This is a genomic window from Streptomyces sp. NPDC002793, from assembly GCF_040295485.1.
Classification (GTDB): Bacteria; Actinomycetota; Actinomycetes; order Streptomycetales; family Streptomycetaceae; genus Streptomyces.
The window spans coordinates 93,455-119,992 of sequence record NZ_JBEOVL010000001.1 but is presented as its reverse complement, the minus strand read 5'-3'; the positions used below and the strand labels follow the sequence as shown (position 1 = coordinate 119,992).

Sequence of the window (26,538 nt, the reverse complement as noted above, 5' to 3'; positions counted from 1 at the left end):
CGTAGGCTGGAGCCCCCGGCCCGTCCCACGTGTCGGGCCCTTCGCGTTGCTCACTCGCCACACCGGACGGAATCCCTACATGAGCCTGCACGGTCTGCTGGATGTCGTCGTCACCGACCCGGCGCTCTCCGAAGCGGTGAAGGCCGCCGCCGACGGGCACCGGTCCCATGTCGACCTGGTCGGGCCGCCCGCCGCGCGCCCCTTCGCCGTGGCCGCGCTGGCCCGGGAAGCGGGGCGTACGGTGCTCGCCGTCACCGCGACCGGCCGGGAGGCCGAGGACCTGGCGGCGGCCCTGCGGACGCTGCTGCCCCCCGACACCGTCGCGGAGTTCCCGTCCTGGGAGACCCTGCCCCATGAGCGGCTCTCGCCCCGCTCCGACACGGTGGGCCGCCGTCTCGCCGTGCTGCGCAGGCTCGCGCACCCCCGGCAGGACGACCCGGAGACCGGCCCGGTCAGCGTGGTCGTCGCGCCGGTCCGCTCCGTGCTCCAGCCGCAGGTCAGAGGGCTGGGCGACCTGGAGCCCGTCGCCCTGAGCAGTGGGCAGACCGCGGATCTGGGTGAGGTCGTGGACGCCCTCGCGGCCGCGGCGTACGCCCGTGTCGAGCTGGTCGAGAAGCGCGGGGAGTTCGCCGTGCGCGGCGGCATCCTGGACGTCTTCCCGCCGACCGAGGAGCACCCGCTCCGGGTGGAGTTCTGGGGCGACGACGTCGAGGAGATCCGCTACTTCAAGATCGCCGACCAGCGGTCCCTGGAGGTCGCCGCGCACGGGCTGTGGGCCCCGCCCTGCCGTGAGCTGCTGCTCACCGAGGACGTACGCACCAGGGCCGCGGCGCTCGCGGAGGCCCACCCGGAGCTGGGCGAACTGCTGGGCAAGATCGCGGAGGGGATCGCCGTCGAGGGCATGGAGTCACTCGCTCCGGTCCTCGTCGACGAGATGGAACTGCTGCTCGACGTGTTGCCGAAGGGCTCGATGGCGCTGGTCTGCGACCCGGAGCGGGTGCGGACCAGGGCGGCGGACCTCGTCGCGACGAGCCAGGAGTTCCTCCAGGCGTCCTGGGCGGCCACAGCCGGCGGCGGCGAGGCTCCGATCGATGTCGGCGCGGCCTCCCTGTGGGGCATCGCCGACGTCCGGGACCGGGCCCGTGAGCTGGGCATGATGTGGTGGTCCACCTCCCCGTTCGCCGCCGACGAGGAACTGGACGGGGACACCCTGAAGCTCGGGATGCACGCCCCGGAGACGTACCGGGGGGACACCGCCCGGGCGCTCGCCGACACCAAGGGCTGGCTCGCCGAGGGCTGGCGCACGGTGTACGTCACCGAGGGACAGGGCCCCGCCTCCCGCACGGTCGAGGTGCTCGGCGGCGAGGGCATCGCGGCCCGCCTCGACCAGGACCTGGCCGAGCTCACTCCGTCGCTCGTCCACGTCTCGTGCGGGGCCATCGAGCACGGATTCGTCGACCCGGCCCTGAAGCTCGCCGTGCTGACCGAGACGGACCTGACCGGGCAGCGCACCGCCAGCAAGGACCTGGGACGCATGCCGGCCCGCCGACGCAAATCCGTGGACCCGCTGACCCTGCAGACGGACGACTACATCGTGCACGAGCAGCACGGTGTCGGCCGCTACATCGAGATGGTCCAGCGCACCGTGCAGGGCGCGACCCGCGAGTACCTCCTCGTCGAGTACGCCCCCGCGAAGCGTGGCCAGCCCGGGGACCGCCTGTACATCCCCACCGACCAGCTGGAACAGGTCACGAAGTACGTCGGCGGCGAGGCGCCGACCCTGCACCGGCTCGGCGGCGCCGACTGGACGAAGACGAAGCAGCGGGCCAAGAAGGCGGTCAAGGAGATCGCCGCCGACCTGATCAAGCTGTACTCGGCGCGGATGGCCGCCCCCGGGCACGCCTTCGGCCCGGACACCCCGTGGCAGCGCGAGCTGGAGGACGCCTTCCCGTACGCGGAGACGCCCGACCAGCTGTCCACGATCGCCGAGGTCAAGGAGGACATGGAGAAGTCCGTCCCGATGGACCGGCTGATCTGCGGTGACGTCGGGTACGGCAAGACGGAGATCGCGGTGCGCGCGGCGTTCAAGGCGGTCCAGGACGGCAAGCAGGTCGCCGTGCTGGTGCCCACGACCCTGCTGGTCCAGCAGCACTTCGGGACGTTCACCGAGCGGTACGCCCAGTTCCCCGTCAACGTACGGGCGTTGAGCCGCTTCCAGTCGGACACCGAGTCGAAGGCGACGCTGGAGGGGCTGAAGGACGGGTCCGTCGACCTGGTCATCGGCACGCACCGGCTGTTCTCGTCGGAGACGAGGTTCAAGGACCTGGGCCTGGTCATCGTCGACGAGGAGCAGCGCTTCGGCGTCGAGCACAAGGAGCAGCTGAAGAAGCTGCGGGCCAACGTGGACGTGCTCACGATGTCGGCGACACCCATCCCCCGTACGCTCGAAATGGCCGTCACGGGCATCCGTGAGATGTCGACGATCACGACGCCCCCCGAGGAGCGGCATCCGGTCCTCACCTTCGTCGGCCCGTACGAGGAGAAGCAGATCGGCGCGGCGGTCCGCCGTGAACTCCTGCGTGAGGGACAGGTGTTCTACATCCACAACCGGGTCGAGTCCATCGACCGGGCGGCGGCGCGGCTGCGGGAGATCGTGCCCGAGGCACGGATCGCGACGGCGCACGGGCAGATGGGGGAGAGCCGGCTGGAGCAGGTCGTCGTCGACTTCTGGGAGAAGCGGTTCGACGTGCTGGTCTCCACGACGATCGTCGAGTCCGGCATCGACATCTCCAACGCGAACACGCTGATCGTGGAGCGGGGCGACAACTTCGGCCTGTCGCAGCTGCACCAGCTGCGCGGCCGTGTCGGCCGTGGCCGGGACCGGGGCTACTCCTACTTCCTGTACCCGCCGGAGAAGCCGCTGACGGAGACCGCGCACGAGCGTCTGGCGACCATCGCCCAGCACACCGAGATGGGTGCGGGCATGTACGTGGCGATGAAGGACCTGGAGATCCGCGGCGCGGGCAATCTGCTCGGTGGTGAGCAGTCCGGACACATCGCGGGTGTCGGCTTCGACCTGTACATCCGGATGGTCGGCGAGGCGGTGGCGGACTACCGGGCGGCGGTGGACGGCGGCGTCGAGGAGGAGCCGCCGCTGGAGGTCAAGATCGAGCTCCCGGTCGACGCGCACGTCCCGCACGACTACGCCCCGGGCGAGCGGCTGCGCCTGCAGGCGTACCGGTCGATCGCCTCCGCGAATTCGGAGGAGGACATCAGGGCGGTCCGCGAGGAGCTCACCGACCGCTACGGCAAGCTGCCGGAGCCGGTGGAGAACCTCCTGCTGGTGGCGGGACTGCGGATGCTGGCCCGGGCCTGCGGGGTGGGCGAGATCGTGCTGCAGGGGCCGAACATCCGCTTCGCGCCGGTGGAGCTGAGGGAGTCGCAGGAGCTGCGGCTGAAGCGGCTGCACCCCAAGACGATCTTCAAGCCGGCCGCTCGGCAGATCCTGGTGCCGCGGCCGACGGCGGGCCGGATCGGCGGGAAGCCGGTGATGGGGCGCGAACTCCTGGCGTGGACCGGGGAGTTCCTCACGACGATCCTGGGGTCGTAGACGGCGGGATCTGTCGCGCGTCGGCCTCGCGGTGTTCACCGGCGGGGCCGACGCGTCTCTCGGAGTCAGGGCTTCTTGAATGTCACCCGGACGGTTTTGCCGACGCCGTGGTGGTCGACCTCGAATTCGGCGGCCAGCTGGGTGACGAGATACAGGCCGCGTCCCGAGCAGCTCTTGTCGTCCGGTTCCCGGGGTGCCGGCAGACCGTCGCCGCTGTCCCGGACCTCCAGCAGCACGAGATCATCTGCGGCGCTCAGCTGCACGGCGAACTCCCTGCCGGGAGGGACCGCGTGTGCGAGGGCGTTGGTCGCGAGTTCGGAGACGCAAAGCCTTATGTCCTCGATCAGGGGCGTCAGCCGCCACTCCGTAAGGACGCCGATGACGAAGTCGCGAGAGGCGCGGACGGACGTCTCCCGCCGGGGGAAACGTCGTTGCTGCGACAGAGACACGGTGGTCACCCCGTTGCTCGTGGGTTGTAACGCGACGACCGTACTGCGTTTCGTGAAAGGTGGCAAGGTATCCTTTCTGGGGTCGCATCGCTTCGCCTACCGTGTGCATCGATACGGTCCATGGTGTCGGTCGGTGGCAAGGAGGAGCCCATGGGTGAGGGAGAACCGGTCAGCACGTCCGCCCGCTATCTGACGCCGCCGGTGTCCGGTGCCGGGGACGCGTGGGCCGCCGAAGCGGCGGCCGGAGGGCGGCGGGGCACGCAGGAGATCCTGGGGGCGGGCGAGGTGGCGGCCCCCGGCCAGGTGGCGGATCTGCTCGGCGTGGAGTGGGGTGCGCCGGTCGTGGAGAGGCGGCGGATCATGTATCTCGACGGTGAACCGTGCGAGCTGACCCACACCTACTACCCGGTGGAGATCGCCCGGGGGACGGCGTTGGCCGTGACTTCCAAGATCAAGGGAGGCGCTGTGCGGCTGCTCGCCGAGCTCGGGCATGTCGGTGTCACGGCCCGCGAAGACGTGGCTGCCCGGCTGCCCACCGAGAGCGAGCGGCGTTCGCTTTCGCTGGGTGCGAGTGAGCCGGTCCTCGAACTGGCCAGGCTCACGTCGGCCGCCGATGGCCGGCCGATCCAGGCGGACGTGATGGTCATGGCTTCGCGCGGCCAGGGTTTGCGATACGAGATCAGGATCGGATGACCGTGCCCGGACGCGAAGAAGGGCCCGTGGACCGTCGTTCGCTCCATGAGCGGATCGCGGCCGATCTGCGGGAACAGATCATGTCGGGGGACCTGGTCCCTGGAGCGAGCCTGCCGTCGACCGCCCAGTTGAAGGAGCGGTTCGACGCCGCGAATGCCACGGTCCAGAAGGCCTTGCAACTCCTGAAACAGGAGAGGCTGGTGGTCGGTCGGCCCGGGGCCTCGGTGACGGTTCGCGACCATCGGCAGCGGACGATGCGGCCTGCCTCGTACATGGCGCCGGCGGCTGAGGGGGAACCGTACCGCTGGCTCACCGAGGCGGCGGGCTCGGGAGCCCGGACGTACAGCACGTTGGTGGACGTCGGTGAGTCGGAGCCCCCGGCGGACGTGGCCGAGGCGTTGAATCTTCGTTCGGGAGATACGGCGATCCTCCGACGTCAGGTGCTGTCGATCGACGACGAGCCCGCCGAACTCGTCGCCTCGTACTACCCGCTGGACATCGCCGAGAAAACCGCGCTCACGGAACGCCGAAGGATCCCTGGCGGTACGCCCACGCTTCTGGCCGCTCTGGGGTACCCGCCCAGGCTCGGTGTCGACCGGGTCTCCGCGCGGGTGGCCACGCAGGAGCAGTACGGTCTGCTGCGGCTCCCCGGTGACCTGCCCGTGCTGCGGACCCTGCGTGTGGTCTTCAGTGACCACGACCGCCCCGTCGAGGCCACGGTGATGGTCAAGGCCGGTCACCTCTACGAGGTGCAGTACGAGTTCACTGCGGACGGTCCGGGGTGCCCTGTCTGAACGTCAGTCCGGCCACGGTCCGGAACGCCTCCTCCGGAGTGCGGCCTTCGAGGGCGTCGGTCAGGTTGCCGCTGAGCAGCAGGGTCGCGAAGCCGTGGGCCAGGGACCAGGCGGCGACGCCGGTGAGGCGGGAGTCCTCGCCCCTGGCCGCGTCGGGCAGGCCGCTGACGCCGGCGCGCAGCGCCTCGGTGGCGCGGGCCTTCGCGGCGAGCAGGGCGGGGTCGTCGGCGCGGTGCAGTTCCGGGCGGAACATCACCTGGAAGTGCGCGGGGTGCGCGGCGGCGAAGCGTACGTAGGCCACGCCCCGTTCCTGGAGGTCGGGGGCGGCGGCCAGGGCGTCGGCGAAGAGCGCGTAGCCCTCGGCGGCGACGGCGGTGAGCAGACCGGTCCGGTCCTTGAAGTGGTGGGCCGGCGCGGCGTGCGAGACGCCGGCCCGGCGGGCCAGGTCGCGCAGGGACAGGGCGTCGGGCCCGTCGGCCGTGATGACGCCGAGCGCGGCCGTCAGGACCGCCCGCCGCAGGTCGCCGTGGTGATAGGTGCGCTCGCTGCTCATGGACCCACGGTACGCGAGATCTAGTCATTGACAAGTTCTGGAGGTGGTCGCATGCTGGGATCTACATCTAGGCGTTGACAAGTTTTGTGACGACGGGAGACCGGGGACATGGCCGACGAGCTGGGGCACGTACGTCAGATGTGGCACTTGCTGGAGCCGCTGCACGCCGTCTTCTACTACGCGCCGCAGGTGACCGAGGAGGCCGCCGCCCTCGGACACTCCACGGACGAGCGCTGGCCCGCCTACTTCGCATGGCGCGCGGCGCCGCTGGGGGCGGTGGACGCGGACCGGGTGACGGCCGTGTTCCACAGCTTCAGCCCGGCCATGGTGGCCAGGTACGTCCCGGCCGGGTGGGACGTGGCGGAGCCGCAGGAGGTGCTCGTGGCGCGTACGAGGGCGGTCGACCGGGCGTACCGGGCGCTGTTCGGTGACCGGGTGGAGGGTGCGGAGTTCGCCGAGGCCGCCGCACTGGCGCGCCGGGCCGCCGAGGCGGCGGACGTCACGGGGCTGCCGCTCGCCGGGGCCAATGCCGCGCTGCCCTGGCCCGAGGAGCCGCACCTGGTGCTGTGGCAGGCCGCCACGGTGCTGCGGGAGCACCGGGGGGACGGGCATGTCGCGGCGCTGGTCGCGGCGGGACTCGATCCGGTGGAGTCCCTGGTGTCGTTCGCGGCGGTCGGCGCCGCCCCGCCCGAGGTGTTCGCCGGTCGGGGCTGGAGCTCGGCCGAGTGGGAGGCCGGCCGGGCGCGGCTGGCCGGCCGGGGTCTGGTGGCGGCGGACGGGTCCGCCACGGAGGCGGGCCGGGCGCTGCGGGCGCGGGTGGAGAGGCGCACGGACGAGGCCGCGGCGGGCCCCTGGGTGGCGCTCGGGGCGGAAGGGCGGGAGCGGCTGGTGGAGTTGCTGGGCCCGCTGTGGGTGGAGGCCATCGGCTCCGGGCTCCTGCCGTCCGAGACGACGCTGGGGATCGGGAAGGTCTGAACGGGCCCTGGGGGGCGGGGGCCTTGCGCCCGACGCCTACGCTGGCCGCCGTGACGCCTCTTCCTTCCGTACGCCGCCCGGCCCGCCCGCACCGCTACCGCCCGGCCACGTTGCTGACGCTGGCCCTGACCGGATCGCTGGCCCTGACGGGCTGCGACGCGCTGACCGATGTGGCGGGCCCCTCGGCGACGCCATCCGCACGGGCCGCCGCCGGTACGGCACTTCAGGCGGTCGAGGGGCTCGTGGTGAAGGGCCGGGCGCCGAAGACGGGGTACGACCGGGACGAGTTCGGGTCCGCCTGGGCGGACACCGACCGCAACGGGTGCGGGACCCGGGACGACGTACTGGCGGAACAGCTGTCCGATGTCGCGCGGGACGCGGACGGTTGCAAGGTGCTCCAGGGGGTCCTCGACCCGGATCCGTACACCGGGACCCGCATCGCGTTCGTGCGGGGCCGCAGCAAGGTGGACATAGACCATCTCGTGGCCCTGTCCGATGCGTGGCAGAAGGGCGCCCAGCAGTGGAGCGCCGGAAAGCGGCGGGCCTTCGCGAACGACTCGCTCAATCTGGTGGCGGCGGACTCGTCCACCAACCGCCGCAAGGGGGAAGGGGACACCGCGACCTGGCTGCCGCCCAACACCTCCTACCGCTGTACGTACGTCGCGGGCCAGGTCTCCGTGAAGAGGAAGTACGGGCTGTGGGTGACCTCCGCCGAACGCGATGCCATGCGCGAGGTGTTGGCGAGCTGCCCCGAGCAGAAGCTGCCCGTGGGCGGCGAGCCGACCGAGGCGCCCGCGCGGTGAGCGCCGAGTGGCGATACTGGGGCCCATGTGGAGATGGCGGCTGACGGCCGTAGGAATGAACCTGTTGCTCGGAGTGCCGGGCATCGTGCCCGTGTGGCTGATGTGGTACTTCCTGTCGAACGGCTGGCTCGCGGACTCCGGCTTCACGCGGCCGGAGCCGACCGAGAACGACGGCATGATGCTGTGGCTGGTCGTCATCGTGCCCGTGGTGGGGGTCTTCGGGATCATCTGGTGGCTCGCCAACGACTGGGTGAGGCGCAGGTCCTCGCTGGCGCCCGGGGCGTACTGGACGGCCGGGGCGCTGCTCACGCTCGTGCCGACGGGGGTGCTCGTCGTCGGCTCGGTCGTGTGAGACGGCCCGGGGGCCGGCCCGTCCCCTGAGGGGTGGCCGGCCCTGTAGGGGCTTCGTGCGGTCCGTCCGTCAGAGCGTCAGCTCCCACTGGCTCGCGTCCCATTCGAAGCCGGGGCTGACCTCGACGGTCAGGTTCTCGGCGTCGGCGGGGGCGTCGAAGGCGTACGTGGCCGTGACCTTCTTGCCCGGCATGACCGTGGTGCCGGTGAACCCCTCGCCGATCTTGTCGTCGAAGATCTGCTCGGCGTTCACACCGTCCTCACCGGCGCGGGCGTCGACGCCGAGGAGCGTCGCGTCGAACTTCTCCTTGCCCTTGTTCTCGATGATCACCGAGACCTCGTAGGCGCTGTTGCCCTTGGTGTGGCCGATCGCGAACTCGGAGGCGGTGTACGGCGCCGGGGCGGCCACCGTGATCTCCAGGCCGTCGTCGTACGCCGCGGCGTCCCCCGCTCTCAGGGTGTCGTCCTCCTTGCCCTCGGCGCCGCCCGCCGCCCCGCCGCCGGCTGCGGGCTTCGCGGAGGCCGACGTGTCGGCGACCGCCTTGTTGAGGTCGGTCACCACGTCGTCCACGGCCTGGAAGGTCAGGACGGCCCCGACGACCGACAGGACCAGCGCGACCAGGCCGAGAATCGCGCCGAACGTCGTCACCCCCTTGTTCGTGGCCTCGCCGCGCTTGGCGCGGCCACGCCCGGCCAGGCCCAGGATCAGGGCGATGAGGCCCAGGATCCCCGCGAGCCAGAAGAAGAAGGGGATCAACCCCGAGACCGTCCCGATGATGCCGAGGACGAGCGCGGAGATACCGAGACCGTTACGGGCGGGACGGGTGCCCGGCGCCTGTGCGGGGGCGTACGGCTGCTGGGGCTGCGGCTGCGTGTACTGGGACATGGCTGTGCCCTTCCGATGAAGACGGGGAGTGTGAGCGGATCACTTCGCCGCATCGGTGTGCGGCGGGTCAATAAGACCAGAGGCTGTGAACCGAGTCAACACGGTATTGGTTGTGAACCGACCGAAGAGCGCTGTCGGTATGCTCGGCTCCACACATCAGGCGACACCGACGTGCGCGGAACGGGAGACAGGCCAGTGCCGGATGACTCGACAGAGGTGACCGCGGCCGGAATCGCCAGGCTCGCGGGCGTGGGGCGCGCGGCCGTCAGCAACTGGCGCCGCAGGCACGCCGACTTCCCGAAGCCGGTCGGGGGCACCGAGTCCAGCCCGTCCTTCGCACTGCCCGAGGTCGAGCGGTGGCTGCGCGAGCAGGGCAAGCTCGCCGAGGTCCCGCTGCGTGAGCGGGTGTGGCAGCAGGTGACGGGCCACCCGGACGGCGCCGTGACCGCGCTGATCCACACGGGGTGCGCACTGCTGCTCGTCCGGGACAGGCCCACCGCCTGGCTGGAGATCACCGCCGTCTCCGACGCCCGGATGGCAGGTGTGCTGCCGGGAGCCATGGACCACGTACTCGCCGACCGCTTCGGAGCGGACCGCTCGGAAGCCGGCCGTTCCGGGGCGGACCGTTCCGGCGCGGGCCGTGCGGTCCCCACCCCCACGGCCTCCGCCCTCCTCCCGTCCGTGCCCCTGCTGCGCGCCGCGGCCGAACTGGCGGCGGAGACCGGCGCCCAGCAGGCATTCGACTTCCTCTTCGGCCGGCAACTCGACGCCAACCCGCGTCAGTACACGCTCACGCCCCCCGGCCTCGCCGAGCTGATGGCCGACCTCGCGCAGCCCAGGGACGCCGCCCGGCGAGGCGGCAAGCGGGCCTCCCGTACCGTCCTGGACCCCGCCGCCGGAACCGGCGCCCTGCTGTGCGCCGCCGACGGGCCCACCGCGCTGTACGCCCAGGAGGCCGATCCCGACCTGGCGGCGCTCACCGCGCTCCGGCTGGCCCTGCACTCCACGGGCGGCGGCGCCGACGGGCCCACGCTCGCCGTGAGTGCGGGCGACACCCTGCGCACCGACGCGTTCCCCCGGCTCACCGTGGACGCGGTGCTCTGCCACCCGCCCTTCAACGAGCGCAACTGGGGCCACGACGACCTGGCCTACGACCCGCGCTGGGAGTACGGCCTCCCCGCCCGCACCGAGTCCGAACTCGCCTGGGTCCAGCACGCCCTCGCCCATCTCCGCGAGGGCGGGACCGCAGTCCTGCTGATGCCACCGGCCGCCGCCTCACGCCGCTCGGGGCGCCGGATCCGCGCCGACCTGCTCCGGCGCGGTGCCCTGCGCGCCGTCATCGCGCTCCCGGCCGGCGCGGCGCCTCCGTACGGCGTCCCCCTCCACATCTGGGTCCTCCGCAAGCCGGGGGCCGAGCAGCCCCAGGCACCCGAACTGCTCCTCGTCGACGCGGCGGAACCCGAGGCCGCCGGTCAGTCCGGCCGTGACCGGCTGGACTGGCCGGCGGTGCGAGGGACGGTGCTCGACGCGTGGACCCCCTTCGAGGTGCCGGGGCGCCGCGATCCCGTCGAGGAACGACCCGGGACCAGCCGGTCCGTCCCCGTCATCGAACTCCTCGACGACGACGTGGACCTGGCTCCCGCCCGCCATCTGCCGCCCCGGGCCGCAGGCGCCGGAGCGGCCGAACTCGTCCGCGTGCGGGAGCGGCTCGACGCCACCCTGAAGCTGACGGCCCGGCTCACCCCGCCGCCCGCCGCCCCCCGCGAACCGGCCAGGCGGCCCTTCACCACGGTCGGTGAGCTCGCCCGCGCGGGCGCCCTGCGCCTGCGGACCGGCACCGGCTCCGGCGGGGGCACGGCGCCCGTCCTCACCGAGCACGACGTCCTCGCCGGTACGGCCCCCAGCGGCACGCCCACCACGCAGACCGCGGCACCGGACGACGACCCGCTCCTCCTGGAACCGGGTGACGTCGTCGTGCCCGTACTCGGCGGGGGCTCGGTCGCCAGGGTCGTCGACGACGAGACCGCGGGTGCCGTCCTCGGCCGCAACCTCCAGCTGCTGCGCCCCGATCCGGCCGCTCTGGACCCCTGGTTCCTCGCCGGTTTCCTGCGCGGCACCGCCAACAACCGGCAGGCCAGCAGCTACGCCTCCACGGCGACACGGCTCGACGCCCGGCGTCTCCAGGTGCCACGTCTGCCGCTGGCCGAACAGCGGACGTACGGCGAGCAGTTCAGCGCCCTCGCCGCGTTCGAGGACGCGCTGCGCACGGCGGGGCGGATCGGCGGGCAGCTGGTGCAGGGGATGTACGACGGGCTGACGGACGGTTCGGTAGCCCCGGAGTGACGTGGGGGCACCCCGCAGTGACGTGAGGGTGCTCCGAGTGACCTGACAGGACCCCGGAGTGACGTGAAGCACAACGGTTGAGCACAACCCGGAACCGGTTGTCCGTGTCGGTGTATACGCTCACTGCACACGTCCGATCAACGCCCTCCCGGGAGCAGCACATGCACGGCTACGGCTATCCGCCGGAGCAGCAGCCGACGCGTCGTCCGTCCTCGGCCACCCTCATCACGCTGCGGGTGCTCTTCATCGCGCTCGCCCTGCTGAGCTGTGGAGTTCTCGCCTGGGCGGCCATGCTGCGACTGGCGGTCGTCACCCGGAGACCGCGCGACTGGTGGCTGTTCGGTCTGGTACTGGTGCTCAACGTCGGACTCATCGCCTACATAGGGGCGTTGCCCTCGGACGAGGACGTGATGACGGACGGGCAGGCGGTCGTCCTGCTGGCGTGGATCCTGGTCGTCTTCGGCGGCACGGTCACGTACTACCTGTACGCGGAGATTCGGCACTACGGCCCGTACGGCGCGTCGCGGGGCGCGCCTCACGCAGGGCCGCACACCGGTCCGCAGGCCGGTCCGCAGGCCGGTCCGCAGGTCGGCCCGTACACCGGCCCGTACGGCGGCTACGCGCCGCAGCGCGTGGGGCCCGCGACGCCCACGCCTCCCCACGGTTACCCGCCGGCCCCGCGGCAGAGCCCCGCGGCGGCCACACCGCCCCCGGCCACTCCTCCGGCGCGGCCCTCCGACGCGCCGAGGACCGCCGCTCCGCAGCGCCTCGACCAGGTGCGCGCCGAGCTCGACGAGCTGAGCGACTACCTCCGCAAGGAGGGCGACAACCGGTGAACGGGCGTGTCATCGCCGGGCGTTACGAGCTGGCGACCATCCTCGGTCAGGGCGGCATGGGCCAGGTCTGGACGGCGTACGACCAGCGCCTCGACCGCAGGGTCGCGGTGAAACTGCTGCGTCCCGACCGGGTCGCGGGCCCCTCGGGCAGCGTGGCCGCCGACGACCTGCGCCGCCGGTTCGTCCGCGAGTGCCGGGTCACCGCGCAGGTCGACCACCCCGGTCTGGTCACCGTCCACGACGCGGGGAGCGACGGCGAGGACCTCTATCTCGTCATGCAGTACGTCGAGGGCGCCGACCTCGCCGACCACCTCGCCGAGCACGCCCCCTATCCGTGGCCCTGGGCCGTGGCGATCGCCGCCCAGCTGTGCGCCGTGCTCTCCGCCGTGCACGCCGTGCCGATCGTCCACCGCGACCTCAAGCCCCGTAACGCGATGGTGAAGCCGGACGGCACCGTCACGGTGCTCGACCTGGGCATCGCCTCGGTCATGGACACCGACACCACCCGCCTGACCCACACCGGTTCACCGATCGGCTCCCCCGCCTACATGGCGCCCGAACAGGCGATGGGCGGGGCCGTCGGCCCGTACACCGACCTGTACGCACTCGGGGTGCTCCTGCACGAACTGCTCAGCGGGGACGTGCCGTTCGCCGGGTCCACCGCCCTGGGTGTCCTGCACCGCCACCTCTACGAGCCGCCGCTCCCGGTCCGCCAACTCCGGCCCGAGGTCCCCGAGGCGCTCGAAGCCCTCGTCCTGCGGCTGCTCTCCAAGGACCCGCAGCACCGTCCGGCCTCGGCCCAGGAGGTCTACGAGTCCCTGCGGCCCCTGCTGCCCACCGGCGGCGCACCGTCCGGACCCCTGGACCCGACCCGGCCCTTCCTCCGTCCGCAGGCCCCCTGGCCCGACCGGACGGCCGTGCCCGCTCCCGCGCCCGTCGTCCCCGTCCCGCAGCCGCCGCCCGCCGCGCCTCAGGAGCCGCCCGCCCGGCCGAACGTGGCGCGCGCCGTCGACGACGTGAAACGGCTGCTCGGCGAGGGCCGCATCACCCAGGCCGTCGACATCCTCGGCGGAATCCTGCCGGCCGCCGCCCAGGAGCACGGCGAGCACTCACCGGTCGTACGGATCCTGCGCAAGCAGTACGCGGCCACGCTCATGGACGACGGCCAGTACCGCCGCGCCCTTCCGGAGCTCCGTCGCCTCGCCGACGACCGCGCGGCGGAAGCGGGCCCCGCCGACTCCCAGACCCTGCACTACCGTTACGACGCCGCGCAGTGCCTGGAGCAGCTCGGCGAGGCCGCCGCCGCGCTCACCGAGTACCGCGCCGTCCTCCCTTATTACGAGAACGGCTACGCGACCTCCTCGGGACCCGGCCGGGCCTTCGACATCCGCCACCGCATCGGGCACCTCCTGCTCGCGGTGGGCGACCACACGGCGGGCCGCGCCCAGTTGCAGGCCCTGCTGTACGACACGGAGCGCGCCTACGGCCCCCACCACCAGCTCCCCACGGAGCTCCGCCGGCAGCTGGTCCACCACCGGGACGTACGCGGTTCCATGTGACCGGGTGCCGACCCCACACGGACCGGTCCGGAAATCGTTGGTCGAAGCAGTGGCCCGAATCACGTCCACTGCCTAACATCGATCACCGCAAGGCTTTGTGCACTGATGCACAAACTCTCCCCGGGAGGCTCCTTTGCACCGCCGACGTCGCACCGCGCTCGCCCTGTCCGCCGCAACGCTCGTCGCGGCGCCGCTCCTGACCGCCTGTGGCAACGAAGCCCATCCGGGCGCCGCGGCGGTGGTGGGCGGCGACCGGATCGACGTGGCCACGGTCCAGCGGCAGGCCTCGGACGTCCGCAGCGCGCAGCAGACGTCGGCACGGTCCGAGGATCTGGTGAAGGAGTCAGGGCAGCTGAATCGCGCCAAGTTGCACGGCCTGATCTTCGCGCGGGTCCTGGACCGTGCCGCGAAGGACGCGGGGGTGAGCGTCAGCCGTAAGGAGATCCAGCAGGTCCGGGCGGCGGCCACCGCCCAGTACGGCGGTGACACGGGCCTGAAGGCGGTGATGCTGGAGCAGCGCTGGGTCGCCGCCGGCCAGATCGAGGACGACCTGCGCAAAGAGGTCCAGCTCCCGAAGCTGGCCCAGGCGCTCGGCGCCGATCTGCAGACCCCGGCGGGACAGCAGGTGGTGGGGAAGGCGCTCACCGAGGCGTCGAAGGCGCTGCACATCGACGTCAACCCGCGCTACGGCAGCTGGGACGATCAGAAGATCCAGCTCAGCACCTACAAGGCCCCGTGGATCAGCCAGGTCACCCCTGTCCAGGGGCAGCCCGAGGCGGGGGCCTGAGCCGAACGGAGGGCCATGCCCGCCCAGGGGTAGGTTCGGGGGCGTGAACGCTGAAGATCCCGGTCGTATCGTCCTGCTCACCGCCAGCCACCGGGTCGCCCCCGGTCTGTTGTCCTGGCCCGCCTGGCAGACCCTGCACGGCGCCGACCGGGTGCTGTGCACCGAGCGGGACCACCCGCAGCTGCCGTACCTGCGCGAGGCGGGGGTCGCCGTCGAGCACGCCGCTCCCTCGGCCGAGGAGTTGGTGGACGACTGCGCGGGTGGCCGGACCGTGGTGGTGCTCGTGGGCGGCGAGGGCAATCAGCCGCTGACCGACGGCCTGGCCCGGCTCGGCGGTTCGGGCCGGGTGCAGATGCCGGACCTGGAGCTGCTGCCCGGTTCGTACGACCTGCCCGGCGCACGGCTGCTCGATCTGGTCCAGGTCATGGACCGGATCCGGCTGGAATGCCCGTGGACCTCGCAGAAGACGCACGAGGGCCTCGCGAAGTACGCCATCGAGGAGGCGTACGAACTGGTCGAGGCCATCGAGGACGGCGACCGCGCGGAACTGCGGGAGGAGCTCGGCGACGTACTGCTCCAGGTCGTCTTCCACGCGCGCATCGCGCAGGAGGACCAGGAGGAGCCGTTCGGTCTCGACGACGTCGCGGCCACGATCGTCGAGAAGCTGATCCACCGGCATCCGCACGTGTTCGGTGACGAGACCGCCGAGACCCCGGAGGACGTCCGAGCGCACTGGATGCGGACGAAGGCGATCGAGAAGCAGCGGGAATCGGTCACCGACGGTGTGCCGCCGGGCCAGCCCGGTCTGGCACTGGCGGCCAAGCTCGGCAGCAGGGTCCGCGCCGCGGGCCTCGACGTGGCGCTCCCCGAAGGCGAGGGGATCGGCTACCGGCTGCTCGCCCTCGCCGTACGGGCCGAACGGGTCGGCACCGACCCGGAGGCCGCCCTCCGGGCCGCCGCCCGCGCCTACCGGGACGCGATCCGGGCGGCGGAGGGGCTCGGGACGCCCGGCACCGCCGCGGACGGCGTCGAGGGATGAACGACGACCCCGGGACGGCCCCCGCGCCCGACGCACATCCCGACGCGACGCCCGCCGTGCCCGACACAGCGCCCGAACTCTTCACCTGGGAGTTCGCCACCGACCCGTACCCGGCCTACGCCTGGCTCCGTGAACACAGCCCCGTGCACCGCACGGCCCTGCCGAGCGGTGTCGAGGCCTGGCTGGTGACCCGGTACGCCGATGCCAAGCAGGCACTCGCCGACACCCGCCTCTCCAAGAACCCGGCCCACCACGCGGGCTCCGCGAACGCCAAGGGCAAGACGGGCATCCCGGGGGAGCGCAAGGCGGAGCTGATGACGCATCTGCTGAACATCGACCCTCCGGACCACACCCGGCTGCGCCGGCTCGTGTCCAAGGCGTTCACCCCGCGCCGGGTCGCGGAGTTCGCGCCCCGGGTTCAGGAACTGACGGACCGCCTCATCGACGACTTCATCGAGAAGGGGGACGCGGACCTCATCCACGACTTCGCCTTCCCGCTCCCGATCTACGCGATCTGCGACCTGCTCGGGGTGCCGCGCGAGGACCAGGACGACTTCCGGGACTGGGCGGGCATGATGATCCGGCACGGCGGCGGGCCGCGGGGCGGGGTGGCCAGGTCGGTCAAGAAGATGCGCGGCTATCTCGCCGAACTCATCCACCGGAAGCGGGAGAACCCCGGCGACGACCTGATCTCCGGGCTGATCCGGGCGAGCGACCACGGCGAGCACCTCACCGAGAACGAGGCCGCAGCCATGGCGTTCATCCTCCTCTTCGCCGGTTTCGAGACAACCGTGAACCTCATCGGCAACGGCACCTACGCCCTGTTGCGCAATCCGGCCCAGCGCGAACGCCTGGAACGCTCGCTGGCCGCCGGGGAGACGGACCTCCTCGACACGGGCTTGGAGGAGCTGCTGCGCTACGACGGTCCGGTGGAGCTCGCGACGTGGCGCTACGCCACCGAACCCGTGACGCTGGGAGGACAGGACATCGCGGCGGGGGACCCCGTTCTCGTGGTGCTGGCCGCAGCCGACCGCGACCCGGAGCGATTTCAGGATGCGGACACCCTGGACCTCGCTCGGAGTGACAATCAGCACCTCGGATACGGGCACGGCATCCACTACTGCCTGGGGGCGCCGCTGGCCCGGCTGGAGGGCCGGGTGGCGCTGGCGACCCTGCTGAGACGCCTCCCCGACCTGCGGCTCGCTGCGGAACCTGCCGATTTGCGCTGGCGTGGAGGGCTGATCATGCGCGGACTACGCACACTTCCCGTCGAGTTCGATCCCGGACATCCGGCCGCAGAAAGTGACAGCCTGTCAACTCTGTGACTTTCACGTGATCTCCGCTGCATCGACTTGTGACACACGTTCGAGTAGGGCTAGGTTCACCGTTCGACCAACCCGTTACACATGTCAGTCACACGGAAGGCAATCCCATGGGCTCCGCGACCGGCAGACACCGTCGCCCACGCCAGGCACCCGCCATCGTCGTCGCCGCAGGCGTCACGGGATCGGCCATCGCCATCCCGCTGCTCGGCGCGGGCAGCGCACAAGCCGCAGACGCGTCGACCTGGGACCGGGTCGCCGAGTGCGAGAGCGGCGGCATGTGGAGTGCCGACCTCGGCAACGGCTACTACGGTGGCCTGCAGCTCTCCGAGGACACCTGGTCGGACTACGGCGGCACGGACTACGCGTCCCGCGCCGACCTCGCGAGCCGCTCGCAGCAGATAGCCGTCGCGGAGAAGGTGCTGGCCGACAAGGGACCCCAGGCGTGGTCCAGTTGCTCGGTGATCTCCGGGCTCGCCGTGGACGAGGGGCTGCCCGGCGTCGACCCGGGCGACGAGCCCTCCGCCGAGCCCTCGGACACCGCGACCCCGTCCGGGACCCCCTCGCCCGAGGCGTCGGACGCGGAGGACGAGACGGCGGGCGCCGAGGACGAGTCGGACGCCTCGGAAGCCCCTGAGGGCTCCGGCGACGCCGAGGGCGGCGCGGACGAGGACACGACCGAGGACTCGACGGACCGGGGCGAGGCCGGCGCCTCGCCGTCCGCGACGCCGTCTCCCGAGGCATCCGGTACGCCCGGCGACTCGAAGGGCGACGGGGCGAACGGCGGGAAGCACCGCGGCACCCCGGCTCCCGAGGCGGACGCCGGTTCCGGTCCGGACGCCGGACGGGACTCCGGGCGCCACGCCTCGCGCGGCGACTCCGGGGCACGTGAGGGCGCCGAGGGGACGTACACCGTCCGCGACGGCGACAACCTCTGGGCGATCGCGGACGCGCAGGAGCTCTCCGGCGGCTGGTCCGCGCTCTACGAGGCCAACAAGGACGAGCTGGGCTCCGACCCGGACCTGATCCTCCCCGGCCAGAGCCTGGACCTCGGACTCGTCGGGGCGAACGCGCCGGGCGACTCGGCGGAGACCACCACCGCCGACTGATCAAAAGCGCAAAAAGGCCCCGAAAACAGGGGCAGTTCAGAGGCCTATGTCCACTTATGCGTAAGTGAGACATGGGTCTCTTTGCGTCAACTGGAGCGCCCCGTCCGCCCGATCCGTCCATATTGGCTCCGACCTGCGAAAACAGCTCGATCCGACTGGCCGTTACGTGCTGATTAGCCGTTATGTCCATCTTTGAATGTAGGGGTTGCGTGTGTTTACGGTCGGAGCCGCTCGCACCGCGGGCACCTTCGACCGTCACGCCGAATCCTGCCGTCGGCCGAAGGGGACCGACGCGTAAAGCGCCGTAGGCAGGAGCGGGGGACCCAGGTAAGTGCCGGACCCGGCCGTCGGAAGACGGGCGGGGTGCGGCTAGGGGTGAAGTCGTCCGCGGGAGCGGGTGACCGGGCAACTCACAGGCCCGAACCCGACAGCTCACCTCGTAGGCGTCGGTGAGGAGAACCATGCTGCTTTCCAGCAAGGGCAAGCACCGTCGCCCGTCCAAGGCCGTCCGTATCGCGACCCTGGCCGGTGTCACCGGTGCCGCCGTCGCCGTCCCGCTCATGGGTGCGACCGGCGCCTCTGCCGCCTCCGTCGAGACCTGGGACGCCGTCGCCCAGTGCGAGTCGGGTGGCAACTGGTCCATCAACACCGGCAACGGCTACTACGGCGGCCTGCAGTTCTCGCAGTCCAGCTGGGCCGCCGCCGGCGGTACCCAGTACGCCGCCCGTGCCGACCTGGCCACCAAGGGCCAGCAGATAGCCGCCGCCGAGAAGCTCCTCGACCTGCAGGGCCCGGGCGCCTGGGCCTGCGCCGGCGCCGGCGGCCTGACGAACGACGGGGTGGATCCGGGCGTCGACACCGGCTCCGGTTCCGAGAAGAACGGCGACACGGCCCCGCAGGCCGCACTGGAGCGCAAGGCCGAGCAGCCCACCACGCGCAGCGAGAAGCGTGAGGCCCCCGCGAAGACCGTCACCACCCCGACCGGCGAGAAGGTCGAGAAGGGTGACGGCGAGTACAAGGTGAAGTCCGGCGACACCCTCAGCAAGATCGCCGACGCGAAGAAGGTCAAGGGCGGCTGGGAGAAGCTCTTCGAGCTGAACGACGACATCGTCGACGACGCCGACCTGATCTTCCCGGGGCAGCAGCTCCACCTGAAGTAGGCACCAGCCGCCCGGGGTCCCCTCCTGCCCCGGTGGCCCGGTGGCCCGGCCCGGCGCGCTGACCCCCCGCGTGCCGGGCCGGGGTCCGTTCGCGGACGCGTCAGGGGATGCGTGTTCACTTCTTGTGGTTACTTGCCAGTAGAATTCTGGAGCTTTGCCCGGAATGAGGGCCCGCGGGTCCTTTTTCGTCCCAGGGGACGGGCGTACGGCCGACGGAGCGGGCCGGGCCGGTTAGGCTCGTGGCGCAAGGCCACAGTGACCCTGCACAACCAGTGTCAGATCCCAGAAGGAGATGCCTCGTGCCGTCCATCGACGTCGTCGTAGCCAGGGAAATCCTCGACTCCCGGGGGAACCCCACGGTCGAGGTCGAGGTCGGCCTCGACGACGGCAGCACGGGACGTGCTGCTGTTCCGTCCGGAGCCTCCACCGGAGCGTTCGAGGCCATCGAGCTTCGCGACGGTGACCCGAACCGTTACCAGGGCAAGGGCGTCGAGAAGGCCGTCCTCGCCGTGATCGAGCAGATCGGCCCGGAGCTCGTCGGTTACGACGCCACCGAGCAGCGCCTCATCGACCAGGCGATGTTCGACCTGGACGCGACCGAGAACAAGGGCTCGCTCGGCGCCAACGCCATCCTCGGTGTCTCGCTGGCCGTGGCGCACGCCGCGTCCGAGGCCTCCGACCTCCCGCTCTTCCGCTACCTCGGCGGCCCGAACGCGCACCTGCTGCCCGTTCCGATGATGAACATCCTGAACGGCGGCTCGCACGCCGACTCCAACGTGGACATCCAGGAGTTCATGATCGCGCCGATCGGCGCCGAGTCCTTCTCCGAGGCCCTTCGCTGGGGCGCGGAGATCTACCACACGCTGAAGAAGGTCCTGAAGACCAAGGGCCTCTCCACCGGTCTCGGTGACGAGGGCGGCTTCGCCCCCAACCTCGAGTCCAACCGCGCCGCCCTCGACCTCATCCTGGAGGCCGTCAAGGAGGCCGGTTACGTCCCGGGCCGCGACATCGCGCTCGCGCTCGACGTCGCCGCGTCCGAGTTCTACAAGGACGGCGTCTACGAGTTCGAGGGCAAGTCCCGCTCGGCCGCCGAGATGACCGAGTACTACGAGGAGCTCGTCTCCGCGTACCCGCTCGTGTCCATCGAGGACCCGCTGTACGAGGACGACTGGGCGGGCTGGAAGGTCATCACCGACAAGCTCGGCTCCAAGGTGCAGATCGTCGGCGACGACCTGTTCGTCACCAACCCCGAGCGCCTCGCCCGCGGCATCGAGGAGGGCTCGGCCAACGCCCTGCTCGTCAAGGTCAACCAGATCGGTTCGCTGACCGAGACCCTGGACGCCGTCGAGCTGGCCCAGCGCAACGGCTTCAAGTGCATGATGTCCCACCGCTCCGGTGAGACCGAGGACGTCACCATCGCCGACCTCGCCGTCGCCGTGAACTGTGGCCAGATCAAGACCGGCGCCCCGGCCCGCTCGGACCGCGTCGCCAAGTACAACCAGCTGCTGCGCATCGAGGAGATCCTCGACGACGCCGCCGTGTACGCCGGCCGTTCGGCGTTCCCGCGGTTCCGCTTCGAGGGCTGACAGCCCGAGCCCGGAGCACCAGCCTCCGTCCGTCCCCGCATCCGGTCCCGTACCGTGTGCGGGGACGGACGTGCGTAACGGGGAGGCGTGAGACATGGCCGGGAAGGACCGCGACCGGTTCTCCACCGCGACCAGGCTGCGACTGCTCGGTGAGCAGACGGCGGCCCGTGTCTACCGGTCCCAGAACCGCCGCCAGGCCCGCCGCTCCCGGCTCACCGGCCGGGCCGCGTTCCTCGCGCTGATCGTGTGCTCGCTGGTGGTGGCCCTCGCGTATCCCATGCGGCAGTACATCTCCCAGCGCGACCAGATCGCGGAGCAGGAGAGGCTTTCGCAGGAGGCCCGCCAGCGGACCGAGGAGCTGCGCGACGAGAAGGCGCGGCTCAAGGACGACGCCTACATCCGCCGTCTCGCGCGCCAGCACCTGCACTACGTGCTGCCCGGTGAGACCGGTTACACGGTGGTCGACCCGGACGCGGCCGAGGTGCGGCGGGGCGAGCCGGGGGCGACGGGGCGGCCGTGGCACGAGAACCTCTGGGACGGCGTGGACAGCGCGGACCGCGAATGACCACCGTCCTCCCCGTGCGTACGTACCGATTCATACAGTCCGACCGATGACATTCAAGGCAGGCATGGACACGCCCCCTCCGCAGACCGAATCCACCACTCCCACCGATGTGGACATCGCCGCGTTCGAGCTCCAGCTCGGTCGGCCGCCGCGTGGGCTGCGCGCCATCGCGCACCGCTGCCCGTGCGGCAACCCGGACGTGGTCGAGACGCAGCCCCGTCTGGAGGACGGCACACCGTTCCCGACGACGTACTACCTGACCTGCCCGCGTGCCGCGTCCGCGATCGGCACGCTGGAGGCCAACGGGGTCATGAAGGAGATGACCGAGCGGCTCGCCACGGACCCCGAGCTGGCCGCCGCCTACCGCGCCGCGCACGAGGACTACCTCGCGCGGCGTGACGCCATCGAGGTGCTGGAGGGCTTCCCGAGCGCGGGCGGCATGCCGGACCGGGTGAAGTGCCTGCACGTGCTGGTCGGCCACTCGCTGGTCGCGGGCCCCGGGGTGAACCCGCTGGGCGACGAGGCGATCGCGATGCTGCCCGAGTGGTGGGCCAAGGGCCCCTGCGTCAAGCCGTGCCCGGCTCCGTCCGAGGGCGAGGGGTGGACCGTCGACGGGGACGAGGACGGCCACTTCGCGTTCAAGCCGCTCGACGGGCCCGGCGAGGGGACGGGCCGGTGACCCGGGTCGCCGCCATCGACTGCGGTACCAACTCCATCCGTCTGCTCGTCGCGGACGTGGACCCCGCCACCGGTGACTTCAACGAGCTCGACCGGAGGATGAGGATCGTCCGGCTCGGCCAGGGTGTGGACCGGACCGGCCGGCTGGCCCCCGAGGCGCTGGAGCGCACGTTCGACGCCTGCCGTGAGTACGCGACCGTGATCAAGGAGCTCGGCGCCGAACGGATCCGGTTCGTCGCCACCTCCGCCTCGCGTGACGCGGAGAACAGCGGCACGTTCGTCCGCGGCGTCCTGGACGTCCTGGGCGTCGAGCCCGAGGTCGTCACCGGGGACCAGGAGGCGCAGCTCTCCTTCGACGGCGCCACGAAGGAACTGGTGGGCGGTGACCACCTGGAGAAGCCGTACCTCGTCGTGGACATCGGCGGCGGTTCCACCGAGTTCGTCGTCGGTGACGACACCGTCCGCGCGGCCCGGTCGGTGGACATCGGCTGTGTACGCATGACCGAACGTCACCTGGTCCTCGACGGGGCCGTGGTGGATCCGCCCACGCCCGACCGGATCGCCGCGATCCGCGCGGACATCGGTGCCGCCCTGGACCTGGCCGAGGAGACCGTGCCGCTCTCCTCGGCTGCGACGCTCGTCGGCCTGGCCGGGACGGTCACCACCGTCGCCGCGATGGCGCTCGGGCTGGAGGAGTACGACTCCGAGGCGATCCACCACTCCCGGGTCTCCGTCGGGCGGGTCCGTGAGATCACCGAGCGGCTGGTGGCCTCGACGCACGAGGAGCGCGCGGCGATCCCCGCGATGCATCCGGGCCGGGTCGACGTGATCGCCTCCGGGGCGCTCGTGCTGCTCGCGGTGATGGAGCGCACCGGTGCCCGCGAGGTCGTCGTCAGCGAGCACGACATCCTCGACGGGATCGCCTGGTCCGTGGCGCTCGGGGAGCGTTAGCCGGGATTCCGGTACATGTCGCGCCGGTTGCCCACCTCGACGACGAGGCGCCCGTGAGGTGAGTGGGACGGGGTGTGCTCACGGGTGTCCTCGAGGAGCGGTGAGATGCCGCTCATACGCATTCCGGCCTGCACCTCTGAGCTCGCCGCGGCCCCCTCCGGGTACCTCCGGAGGGGGCTTTCGCGAGGTCTCGCCACGAGGTTCGTGAACTTCTTCACAAGGAATTCGGCCCCTCTGGGGGAAGTTCTTCCCCCGAGGGGCCGTGCGGGTCGCCGGCGAGGTCGCACAGCAAGGCTGCGCGGAGGTTTCCGGGGTGTGGCAAGGGCGTGTCCGAGGTGGGTGGTTCGCCGTCCCTGGAGGCTCAAGGGCCAGCTCACAAGTGGTGAACAACGTTCGCCACGGCCTCGTGGTTCCCCGCCCGCACCATGACCTGGGTCACGTGGGCGGCGAAGTGTAGCAGAGGGTGGCGCATACCTTGTGAAGGGGCTCACGAGCATGCCCCCCGAGGGGGGTGGATACTCGATGGCATGAGCACCACGGAGCGTCCCAGGATCCTCGTTGTAGGCGGTGGGTACGTAGGCCTGTACGCAGCTCGTCGCATTCTGAAGAAGATGCGGTATGGAGAGGCGACCGTCACGGTCGTCGACCCGCGCTCGTACATGACGTACCAGCCCTTCCTCCCCGAAGCTGCTGCCGGCAGCATCTCGCCTCGGCATGTCGTCGTCCCGCTGCGACGCGTCCTGCCGAAGGCGGAGGTTCTCACCGGCCGTGTCACGACCATCGATCAGGACCGCAAGGTCGCCACGGTCGCGCCGCTCGTCGGCGAGGCCTACGAGCTGCCCTTCGACTACCTGGTCATCGCGATGGGCGCGGTCTCCCGCACCTTCCCGATCCCCGGCCTCGCCGAGCAGGGCATCGGCATGAAGGGCATCGAGGAGTCCATCGGTCTGCGCAACCACGTCCTCGAGCAGCTGGACAAGGCCGACTCGACGACCGATGAGGACGTCCGCCGCAAGGCGCTCACGTTCGTCTTCGTGGGCGGCGGCTTCGCCGGTGCGGAGACCATCGGCGAGGTCGAGGACATGGCCAGGGACGCCGCGAAGTACTACACGAGCGTGAAGCGCGAGGACATGCGCTTCATCCTGGTCGACGCGGCCGACAAGATCCTTCCCGAGGTCGGCCCGAAGCTGGGCGCGTACGGCAAGGAGCACCTGGAGAGCCGTGGTGTCGAGGTCTACCTCTCGACCTCCATGGACTCCTGCGTCGACGGTCACGTGGTGCTGAAGAACGGCCTCGAGGTCGACTCCAGCACGATCGTGTGGACGGCCGGCGTGAAGCCGAACCCGGCGCTGGCCCGCTTCGGTCTGCCGCTCGGCCCGCGTGGTCACGTGGACACCTCCGAGAAGCTCCAGGTGCAGGGCACCGACTACATCTGGGCCGCGGGCGACAACGCCCAGGTCCCGGACCTGGTCGGCCGCCGTGCGGGCAACCCGAACGCCTGGTGCCCGCCGAACGCCCAGCACGCGCTGCGTCAGGCCAAGGTCCTCGGCGACAACGTCATCTCCGGCATGCGGGGCTTCCCGCAGAAGGAGTACAGCCACGCCAACAAGGGTGCGGTGGCCGGTCTCGGCCTGCACAAGGGCGTCGCGATGATCGTCGTCGGCAAGATGAAGATCAAGGTCAAGGGCCGTCTGGCCTGGTACATGCACCGTGGGTACCACGGCATGGCCATGCCGACCTGGAACCGTAAGATCCGGATCTTCGCGGACTGGACGCTGGCGATGTTCCTCAAGCGCGAGGTCGTCTCGCTCGGCGCCATGGAGACTCCGCGCGAGGAGTTCTACGAGGCCGCCAAGCCGAGCCCCCCGCCCGTCGCGGCCAAGGCCGACGGCGACAAGGCCGGCGAGAAGGCCAAGGCTTCCTAGTACGTCACCGAAGGGGTCGTCCGCCATCCGTGGTGCGGACGGCCCCTTCGGTGTTTCCCGGGCTCCCTGGGCGCCCGGGAATAGATGGTGCGTGCAGGTATTTTGCCGTTCCGTTGCCCTGGAAAGGGATGGCGTGAGCACCGGACGGCGTTGACGCCGGTGTACCTCGCCCGGACCCCGAGGTGTCGCGGCCCGGTAGAGGCGCGTATATGCGAATTTGGGCACGTTCGGAAACACCACCACGGAGGTGTGCACCATGGCCGATGCCGCATCGCGGCTGACCGCTCTCGCCGAAGAGTTGCTGGGAGAACCCCTGCCGGTCCGGATCCGGGCCTGGGACGGCAGCGAATCCGGGCCGCCGGGTGCCCCCACCCTCGTCCTGCGCCATCGCCGCGCCCTGCGCCGGCTGCTCTGGAAACCGGGCGAGCTGGGCCTGGCCCGTGCCTGGGTGGCCGGGGAGATCGACATCGACGGCGATCTGTACGAGACCCTCGACGCCCTGGCCGCGCTGCTCTGGGAGCGCGGTGCCGACGCGAAGGACACCGTCCACCCCGTGCGGGACCCGAAGGTACGGGCGTTCGCCCGTGGCCTCGTCCAACTGGCCGGCCCCTGGCCCCCGCCGCCCCCGCCCGCCGAGGAGATCCGCCGCCGCACCGGCGCGCTCCACACCAAGCGCCGGGACAAGGAGGCCATCAGCCACCACTACGACGTGGGCAACGACTTCTACGCCATGGTCCTCGGCCCGTCCATGGTCTACTCCTGCGCCTACTGGCAGGACGGCGCCACACTCGAGGACGCCCAGCGCGACAAGCTCGACCTCGTCTGCCGCAAGCTCGCGCTCCAGGAGGGCGACCGCCTCCTCGATGTCGGCTGCGGCTGGGGCTCCATGGCGATCCACGCCGCCCGCGAGTACGGTGCCCAGGTCACCGGAGTGACGCTCTCCACCGAGCAGGCGGCGTTCGCCCGCAAGCGGATCGCCGAAGAGGGGCTCACCGACCGGATCGAGATCCGGGTCCAGGACTACCGGGACGTCAGGGACGGCCCGTACGACGCCATCTCCTCGATCGGCATGGCGGAGCACGTGGGCTCGGTCCGCTTCCGGGAGTACGCCGACGACCTCTACGCGCTCCTCAAGCCCGGCGGCCGGCTGCTCAACCACCAGATCGCCCGCCGTCCCGAGAAGGACGAGTCGGCCTACCACGTCGACGAGTTCATCGACGCCTACGTCTTCCCCGACGGCGAACTGGCCCCGGTCGGCCGCACCGTCGCCACCCTGGAGGAGGCCGGCTTCGAGGCCCGGGACGTGGAGGCGATCCGCGAGCACTACGCGCTGACCCTGCGCCGGTGGGTGACCAATCTGGAGGAGCACTGGAAGGAGGCCGTACGGGCCACCTCGCCCGGCCGGGCCAGGGTGTGGCGCCTCTACATGGCAGCCTCGGCGCTCTCCTTCGAGCACAACAAGATCGGTGTCAACCAGATCCTCGCGGTGCGCCCGCGGGAGGGCGGCGCGGCGGGCATGCCGCTGCGGGCCCGTGACTGGAAGGCGTCGGCGAACGGCTGATCC

The 26,538-nt window shown here is 71.3% G+C and carries 23 protein-coding genes and 1 riboswitch; of the genes, 20 read left to right on the top strand and 3 right to left on the bottom strand.

Annotation, left to right across the window (positions count from 1 at the left end):
* The first annotated feature begins 79 nt into the window (after window positions 1-79).
* Window positions 80-3,610: a transcription-repair coupling factor gene (mfd, locus tag ABT001_RS00515; RefSeq protein ID WP_351270144.1), complete on the top strand. Its 3,531-nt coding sequence runs from the start codon at window positions 80-82 to the stop codon at window positions 3,608-3,610.
* A 65-nt stretch (window positions 3,611-3,675) separates the two neighbouring features.
* Here the strand turns inward: mfd and ABT001_RS00510 are convergent, their stop codons facing one another.
* Entirely contained in the window at window positions 3,676-4,059 is a 384-nt protein-coding gene (locus ABT001_RS00510) for an ATP-binding protein (RefSeq protein ID WP_351270141.1), read from the bottom strand.
* 150 nt (window positions 4,060-4,209) lie between these two features.
* Between ABT001_RS00510 and ABT001_RS00505 the strand changes: the two genes are divergently transcribed.
* On the top strand, window positions 4,210-4,752 hold the full coding sequence (locus tag ABT001_RS00505; RefSeq protein ID WP_351270139.1) for a UTRA domain-containing protein: 543 nt from the start codon (window positions 4,210-4,212) through the stop codon (window positions 4,750-4,752).
* Window positions 4,749-5,546: a GntR family transcriptional regulator gene (locus ABT001_RS00500; protein ID WP_351270137.1), complete on the top strand. Its 798-nt coding sequence runs from the start codon at window positions 4,749-4,751 to the stop codon at window positions 5,544-5,546. Before ABT001_RS00505 ends, ABT001_RS00500 begins: the two co-directional genes overlap by 4 nt.
* Here the strand turns inward: ABT001_RS00500 and ABT001_RS00495 are convergent.
* Window positions 5,515-6,099: a TetR/AcrR family transcriptional regulator gene (locus tag ABT001_RS00495; protein ID WP_351270135.1), complete on the bottom strand. Its 585-nt coding sequence runs from the start codon at window positions 6,097-6,099 to the stop codon at window positions 5,515-5,517. The genes ABT001_RS00500 and ABT001_RS00495 overlap by 32 nt on opposite strands.
* A gap of 108 nt (window positions 6,100-6,207) precedes the next feature.
* Here ABT001_RS00495 and ABT001_RS00490 point away from each other — a divergent pair, with 108 nt between their 5' ends.
* The 3 genes from ABT001_RS00490 to ABT001_RS00480 are packed head-to-tail and all read left to right on the top strand — an operon-like array spanning window position 6,208 to window position 8,229.
* Window positions 6,208-7,074, top strand: a complete 867-nt coding sequence (locus tag ABT001_RS00490; RefSeq protein WP_351270132.1) for an SCO6745 family protein — start codon at window positions 6,208-6,210, stop codon at window positions 7,072-7,074.
* 50 nt (window positions 7,075-7,124) lie between these two features.
* Entirely contained in the window at window positions 7,125-7,877 is a 753-nt protein-coding gene (locus tag ABT001_RS00485; protein WP_502967390.1) for an HNH endonuclease family protein, read from the top strand.
* Window positions 7,878-7,902: 25 nt separating this feature from the next.
* Window positions 7,903-8,229: a hypothetical protein gene (locus ABT001_RS00480; protein WP_351270130.1), complete on the top strand. Its 327-nt coding sequence runs from the start codon at window positions 7,903-7,905 to the stop codon at window positions 8,227-8,229.
* Between the two features lie 69 nt (window positions 8,230-8,298).
* Here ABT001_RS00480 and ABT001_RS00475 read toward each other — a convergent pair whose 3' ends face one another.
* Window positions 8,299-9,114 (bottom strand): DUF4352 domain-containing protein, encoded by an 816-nt coding sequence (locus tag ABT001_RS00475; RefSeq protein ID WP_351270127.1) that lies wholly within the window; start codon window positions 9,112-9,114, stop codon window positions 8,299-8,301.
* A 195-nt stretch (window positions 9,115-9,309) separates the two neighbouring features.
* On the opposite strand from ABT001_RS00475, the gene ABT001_RS00470 reads away from it, so the two are divergent.
* The 14 genes from ABT001_RS00470 to ABT001_RS00405 all read left to right on the top strand — a co-directional run bounded on the left by ABT001_RS00470 (window position 9,310) and on the right by ABT001_RS00405 (window position 26,535).
* Window positions 9,310-11,457 (top strand): N-6 DNA methylase, encoded by a 2,148-nt coding sequence (locus ABT001_RS00470; RefSeq protein WP_351270125.1) that lies wholly within the window; start codon window positions 9,310-9,312, stop codon window positions 11,455-11,457.
* Window positions 11,458-11,618: 161 nt separating this feature from the next.
* Window positions 11,619-12,293 carry a hypothetical protein gene (locus tag ABT001_RS00465; RefSeq protein ID WP_351270122.1) on the top strand — a complete coding sequence of 225 codons (675 nt, stop codon included), beginning with the start codon at window positions 11,619-11,621 and terminating at the stop codon, window positions 12,291-12,293.
* Window positions 12,290-13,852 carry a serine/threonine-protein kinase gene (locus ABT001_RS00460; protein WP_351270120.1) on the top strand — a complete coding sequence of 521 codons (1,563 nt, stop codon included), beginning with the start codon at window positions 12,290-12,292 and terminating at the stop codon, window positions 13,850-13,852. Before ABT001_RS00465 ends, ABT001_RS00460 begins: the two co-directional genes overlap by 4 nt.
* 133 nt (window positions 13,853-13,985) lie before the next feature.
* On the top strand, window positions 13,986-14,639 hold the full coding sequence (locus tag ABT001_RS00455) for a SurA N-terminal domain-containing protein (protein WP_351270117.1): 654 nt from the start codon (window positions 13,986-13,988) through the stop codon (window positions 14,637-14,639).
* Window positions 14,640-14,682: 43 nt separating this feature from the next.
* On the top strand, window positions 14,683-15,678 hold the full coding sequence (locus ABT001_RS00450; RefSeq protein WP_351270115.1) for a nucleoside triphosphate pyrophosphohydrolase: 996 nt from the start codon (window positions 14,683-14,685) through the stop codon (window positions 15,676-15,678).
* Window positions 15,675-17,003, top strand: coding sequence for a cytochrome P450 family protein (locus ABT001_RS00445; RefSeq protein WP_351270112.1), 1,329 nt, complete (start codon window positions 15,675-15,677; stop codon window positions 17,001-17,003). Before ABT001_RS00450 ends, ABT001_RS00445 begins: the two co-directional genes overlap by 4 nt.
* Window positions 17,004-17,110: 107 nt before the next feature.
* Window positions 17,111-18,109, top strand: coding sequence for a transglycosylase family protein (locus tag ABT001_RS00440; protein ID WP_351270109.1), 999 nt, complete (start codon window positions 17,111-17,113; stop codon window positions 18,107-18,109).
* 290 nt (window positions 18,110-18,399) lie between these two features.
* Window positions 18,400-18,570, top strand: a riboswitch (cyclic di-AMP (ydaO/yuaA leader).
* Window positions 18,571-19,269, top strand: coding sequence for a transglycosylase family protein (locus ABT001_RS00435; protein WP_351270106.1), 699 nt, complete (start codon window positions 18,571-18,573; stop codon window positions 19,267-19,269).
* A gap of 299 nt (window positions 19,270-19,568) precedes the next feature.
* Window positions 19,569-20,855, top strand: a complete 1,287-nt coding sequence (gene eno / locus ABT001_RS00430) for a phosphopyruvate hydratase (RefSeq protein WP_014155837.1) — start codon at window positions 19,569-19,571, stop codon at window positions 20,853-20,855.
* A 94-nt stretch (window positions 20,856-20,949) separates the two neighbouring features.
* Window positions 20,950-21,420 (top strand): FtsB family cell division protein, encoded by a 471-nt coding sequence (locus ABT001_RS00425; RefSeq protein WP_351270102.1) that lies wholly within the window; start codon window positions 20,950-20,952, stop codon window positions 21,418-21,420.
* A gap of 64 nt (window positions 21,421-21,484) precedes the next feature.
* On the top strand, window positions 21,485-22,099 hold the full coding sequence (locus tag ABT001_RS00420) for a DUF501 domain-containing protein (protein ID WP_351270712.1): 615 nt from the start codon (window positions 21,485-21,487) through the stop codon (window positions 22,097-22,099).
* Window positions 22,096-23,049 (top strand): Ppx/GppA phosphatase family protein, encoded by a 954-nt coding sequence (locus tag ABT001_RS00415; RefSeq protein WP_351270099.1) that lies wholly within the window; start codon window positions 22,096-22,098, stop codon window positions 23,047-23,049. Before ABT001_RS00420 ends, ABT001_RS00415 begins: the two co-directional genes overlap by 4 nt.
* Before the next feature lie 527 nt (window positions 23,050-23,576).
* Window positions 23,577-24,974: an NAD(P)/FAD-dependent oxidoreductase gene (locus ABT001_RS00410; RefSeq protein WP_351270097.1), complete on the top strand. Its 1,398-nt coding sequence runs from the start codon at window positions 23,577-23,579 to the stop codon at window positions 24,972-24,974.
* Window positions 24,975-25,230: 256 nt separating this feature from the next.
* Complete coding sequence (locus tag ABT001_RS00405; RefSeq protein WP_351270094.1) at window positions 25,231-26,535, top strand: class I SAM-dependent methyltransferase; 1,305 nt, start codon at window positions 25,231-25,233, stop codon at window positions 26,533-26,535.
* The last annotated feature ends 3 nt before the right edge of the window (window positions 26,536-26,538 follow it).

What these genes read in the sequence shown, in the direction of transcription:
- ABT001_RS00475 (WP_351270127.1), bottom strand. Translation starts at nt 9,114, where the DNA reads ATGTCCCAGTACACGCAGCCGCAGCCCCAGCAGCCGTACGCCCCCGCA.
- ABT001_RS00420 (WP_351270712.1), top strand. Translation starts at nt 21,485, where the DNA reads ATGGACACGCCCCCTCCGCAGACCGAATCCACCACTCCCACCGATGTG.
- ABT001_RS00435 (WP_351270106.1), top strand. Translation starts at nt 18,571, where the DNA reads ATGCTGCTTTCCAGCAAGGGCAAGCACCGTCGCCCGTCCAAGGCCGTC.
- ABT001_RS00495 (WP_351270135.1), bottom strand. Translation starts at nt 6,099, where the DNA reads ATGAGCAGCGAGCGCACCTATCACCACGGCGACCTGCGGCGGGCGGTC.
- ABT001_RS00405 (WP_351270094.1), top strand. Translation starts at nt 25,231, where the DNA reads ATGGCCGATGCCGCATCGCGGCTGACCGCTCTCGCCGAAGAGTTGCTG.
- ABT001_RS00490 (WP_351270132.1), top strand. Translation starts at nt 6,208, where the DNA reads ATGGCCGACGAGCTGGGGCACGTACGTCAGATGTGGCACTTGCTGGAG.
- ABT001_RS00445 (WP_351270112.1), top strand. Translation starts at nt 15,675, where the DNA reads ATGAACGACGACCCCGGGACGGCCCCCGCGCCCGACGCACATCCCGAC.
- mfd (WP_351270144.1), top strand. Translation starts at nt 80, where the DNA reads ATGAGCCTGCACGGTCTGCTGGATGTCGTCGTCACCGACCCGGCGCTC.
- ABT001_RS00465 (WP_351270122.1), top strand. Translation starts at nt 11,619, where the DNA reads ATGCACGGCTACGGCTATCCGCCGGAGCAGCAGCCGACGCGTCGTCCG.
- ABT001_RS00500 (WP_351270137.1), top strand. Translation starts at nt 4,749, where the DNA reads ATGACCGTGCCCGGACGCGAAGAAGGGCCCGTGGACCGTCGTTCGCTC.
- ABT001_RS00505 (WP_351270139.1), top strand. Translation starts at nt 4,210, where the DNA reads ATGGGTGAGGGAGAACCGGTCAGCACGTCCGCCCGCTATCTGACGCCG.
- ABT001_RS00425 (WP_351270102.1), top strand. Translation starts at nt 20,950, where the DNA reads ATGGCCGGGAAGGACCGCGACCGGTTCTCCACCGCGACCAGGCTGCGA.
- ABT001_RS00480 (WP_351270130.1), top strand. Translation starts at nt 7,903, where the DNA reads ATGTGGAGATGGCGGCTGACGGCCGTAGGAATGAACCTGTTGCTCGGA.
- ABT001_RS00440 (WP_351270109.1), top strand. Translation starts at nt 17,111, where the DNA reads ATGGGCTCCGCGACCGGCAGACACCGTCGCCCACGCCAGGCACCCGCC.
- ABT001_RS00410 (WP_351270097.1), top strand. Translation starts at nt 23,577, where the DNA reads ATGAGCACCACGGAGCGTCCCAGGATCCTCGTTGTAGGCGGTGGGTAC.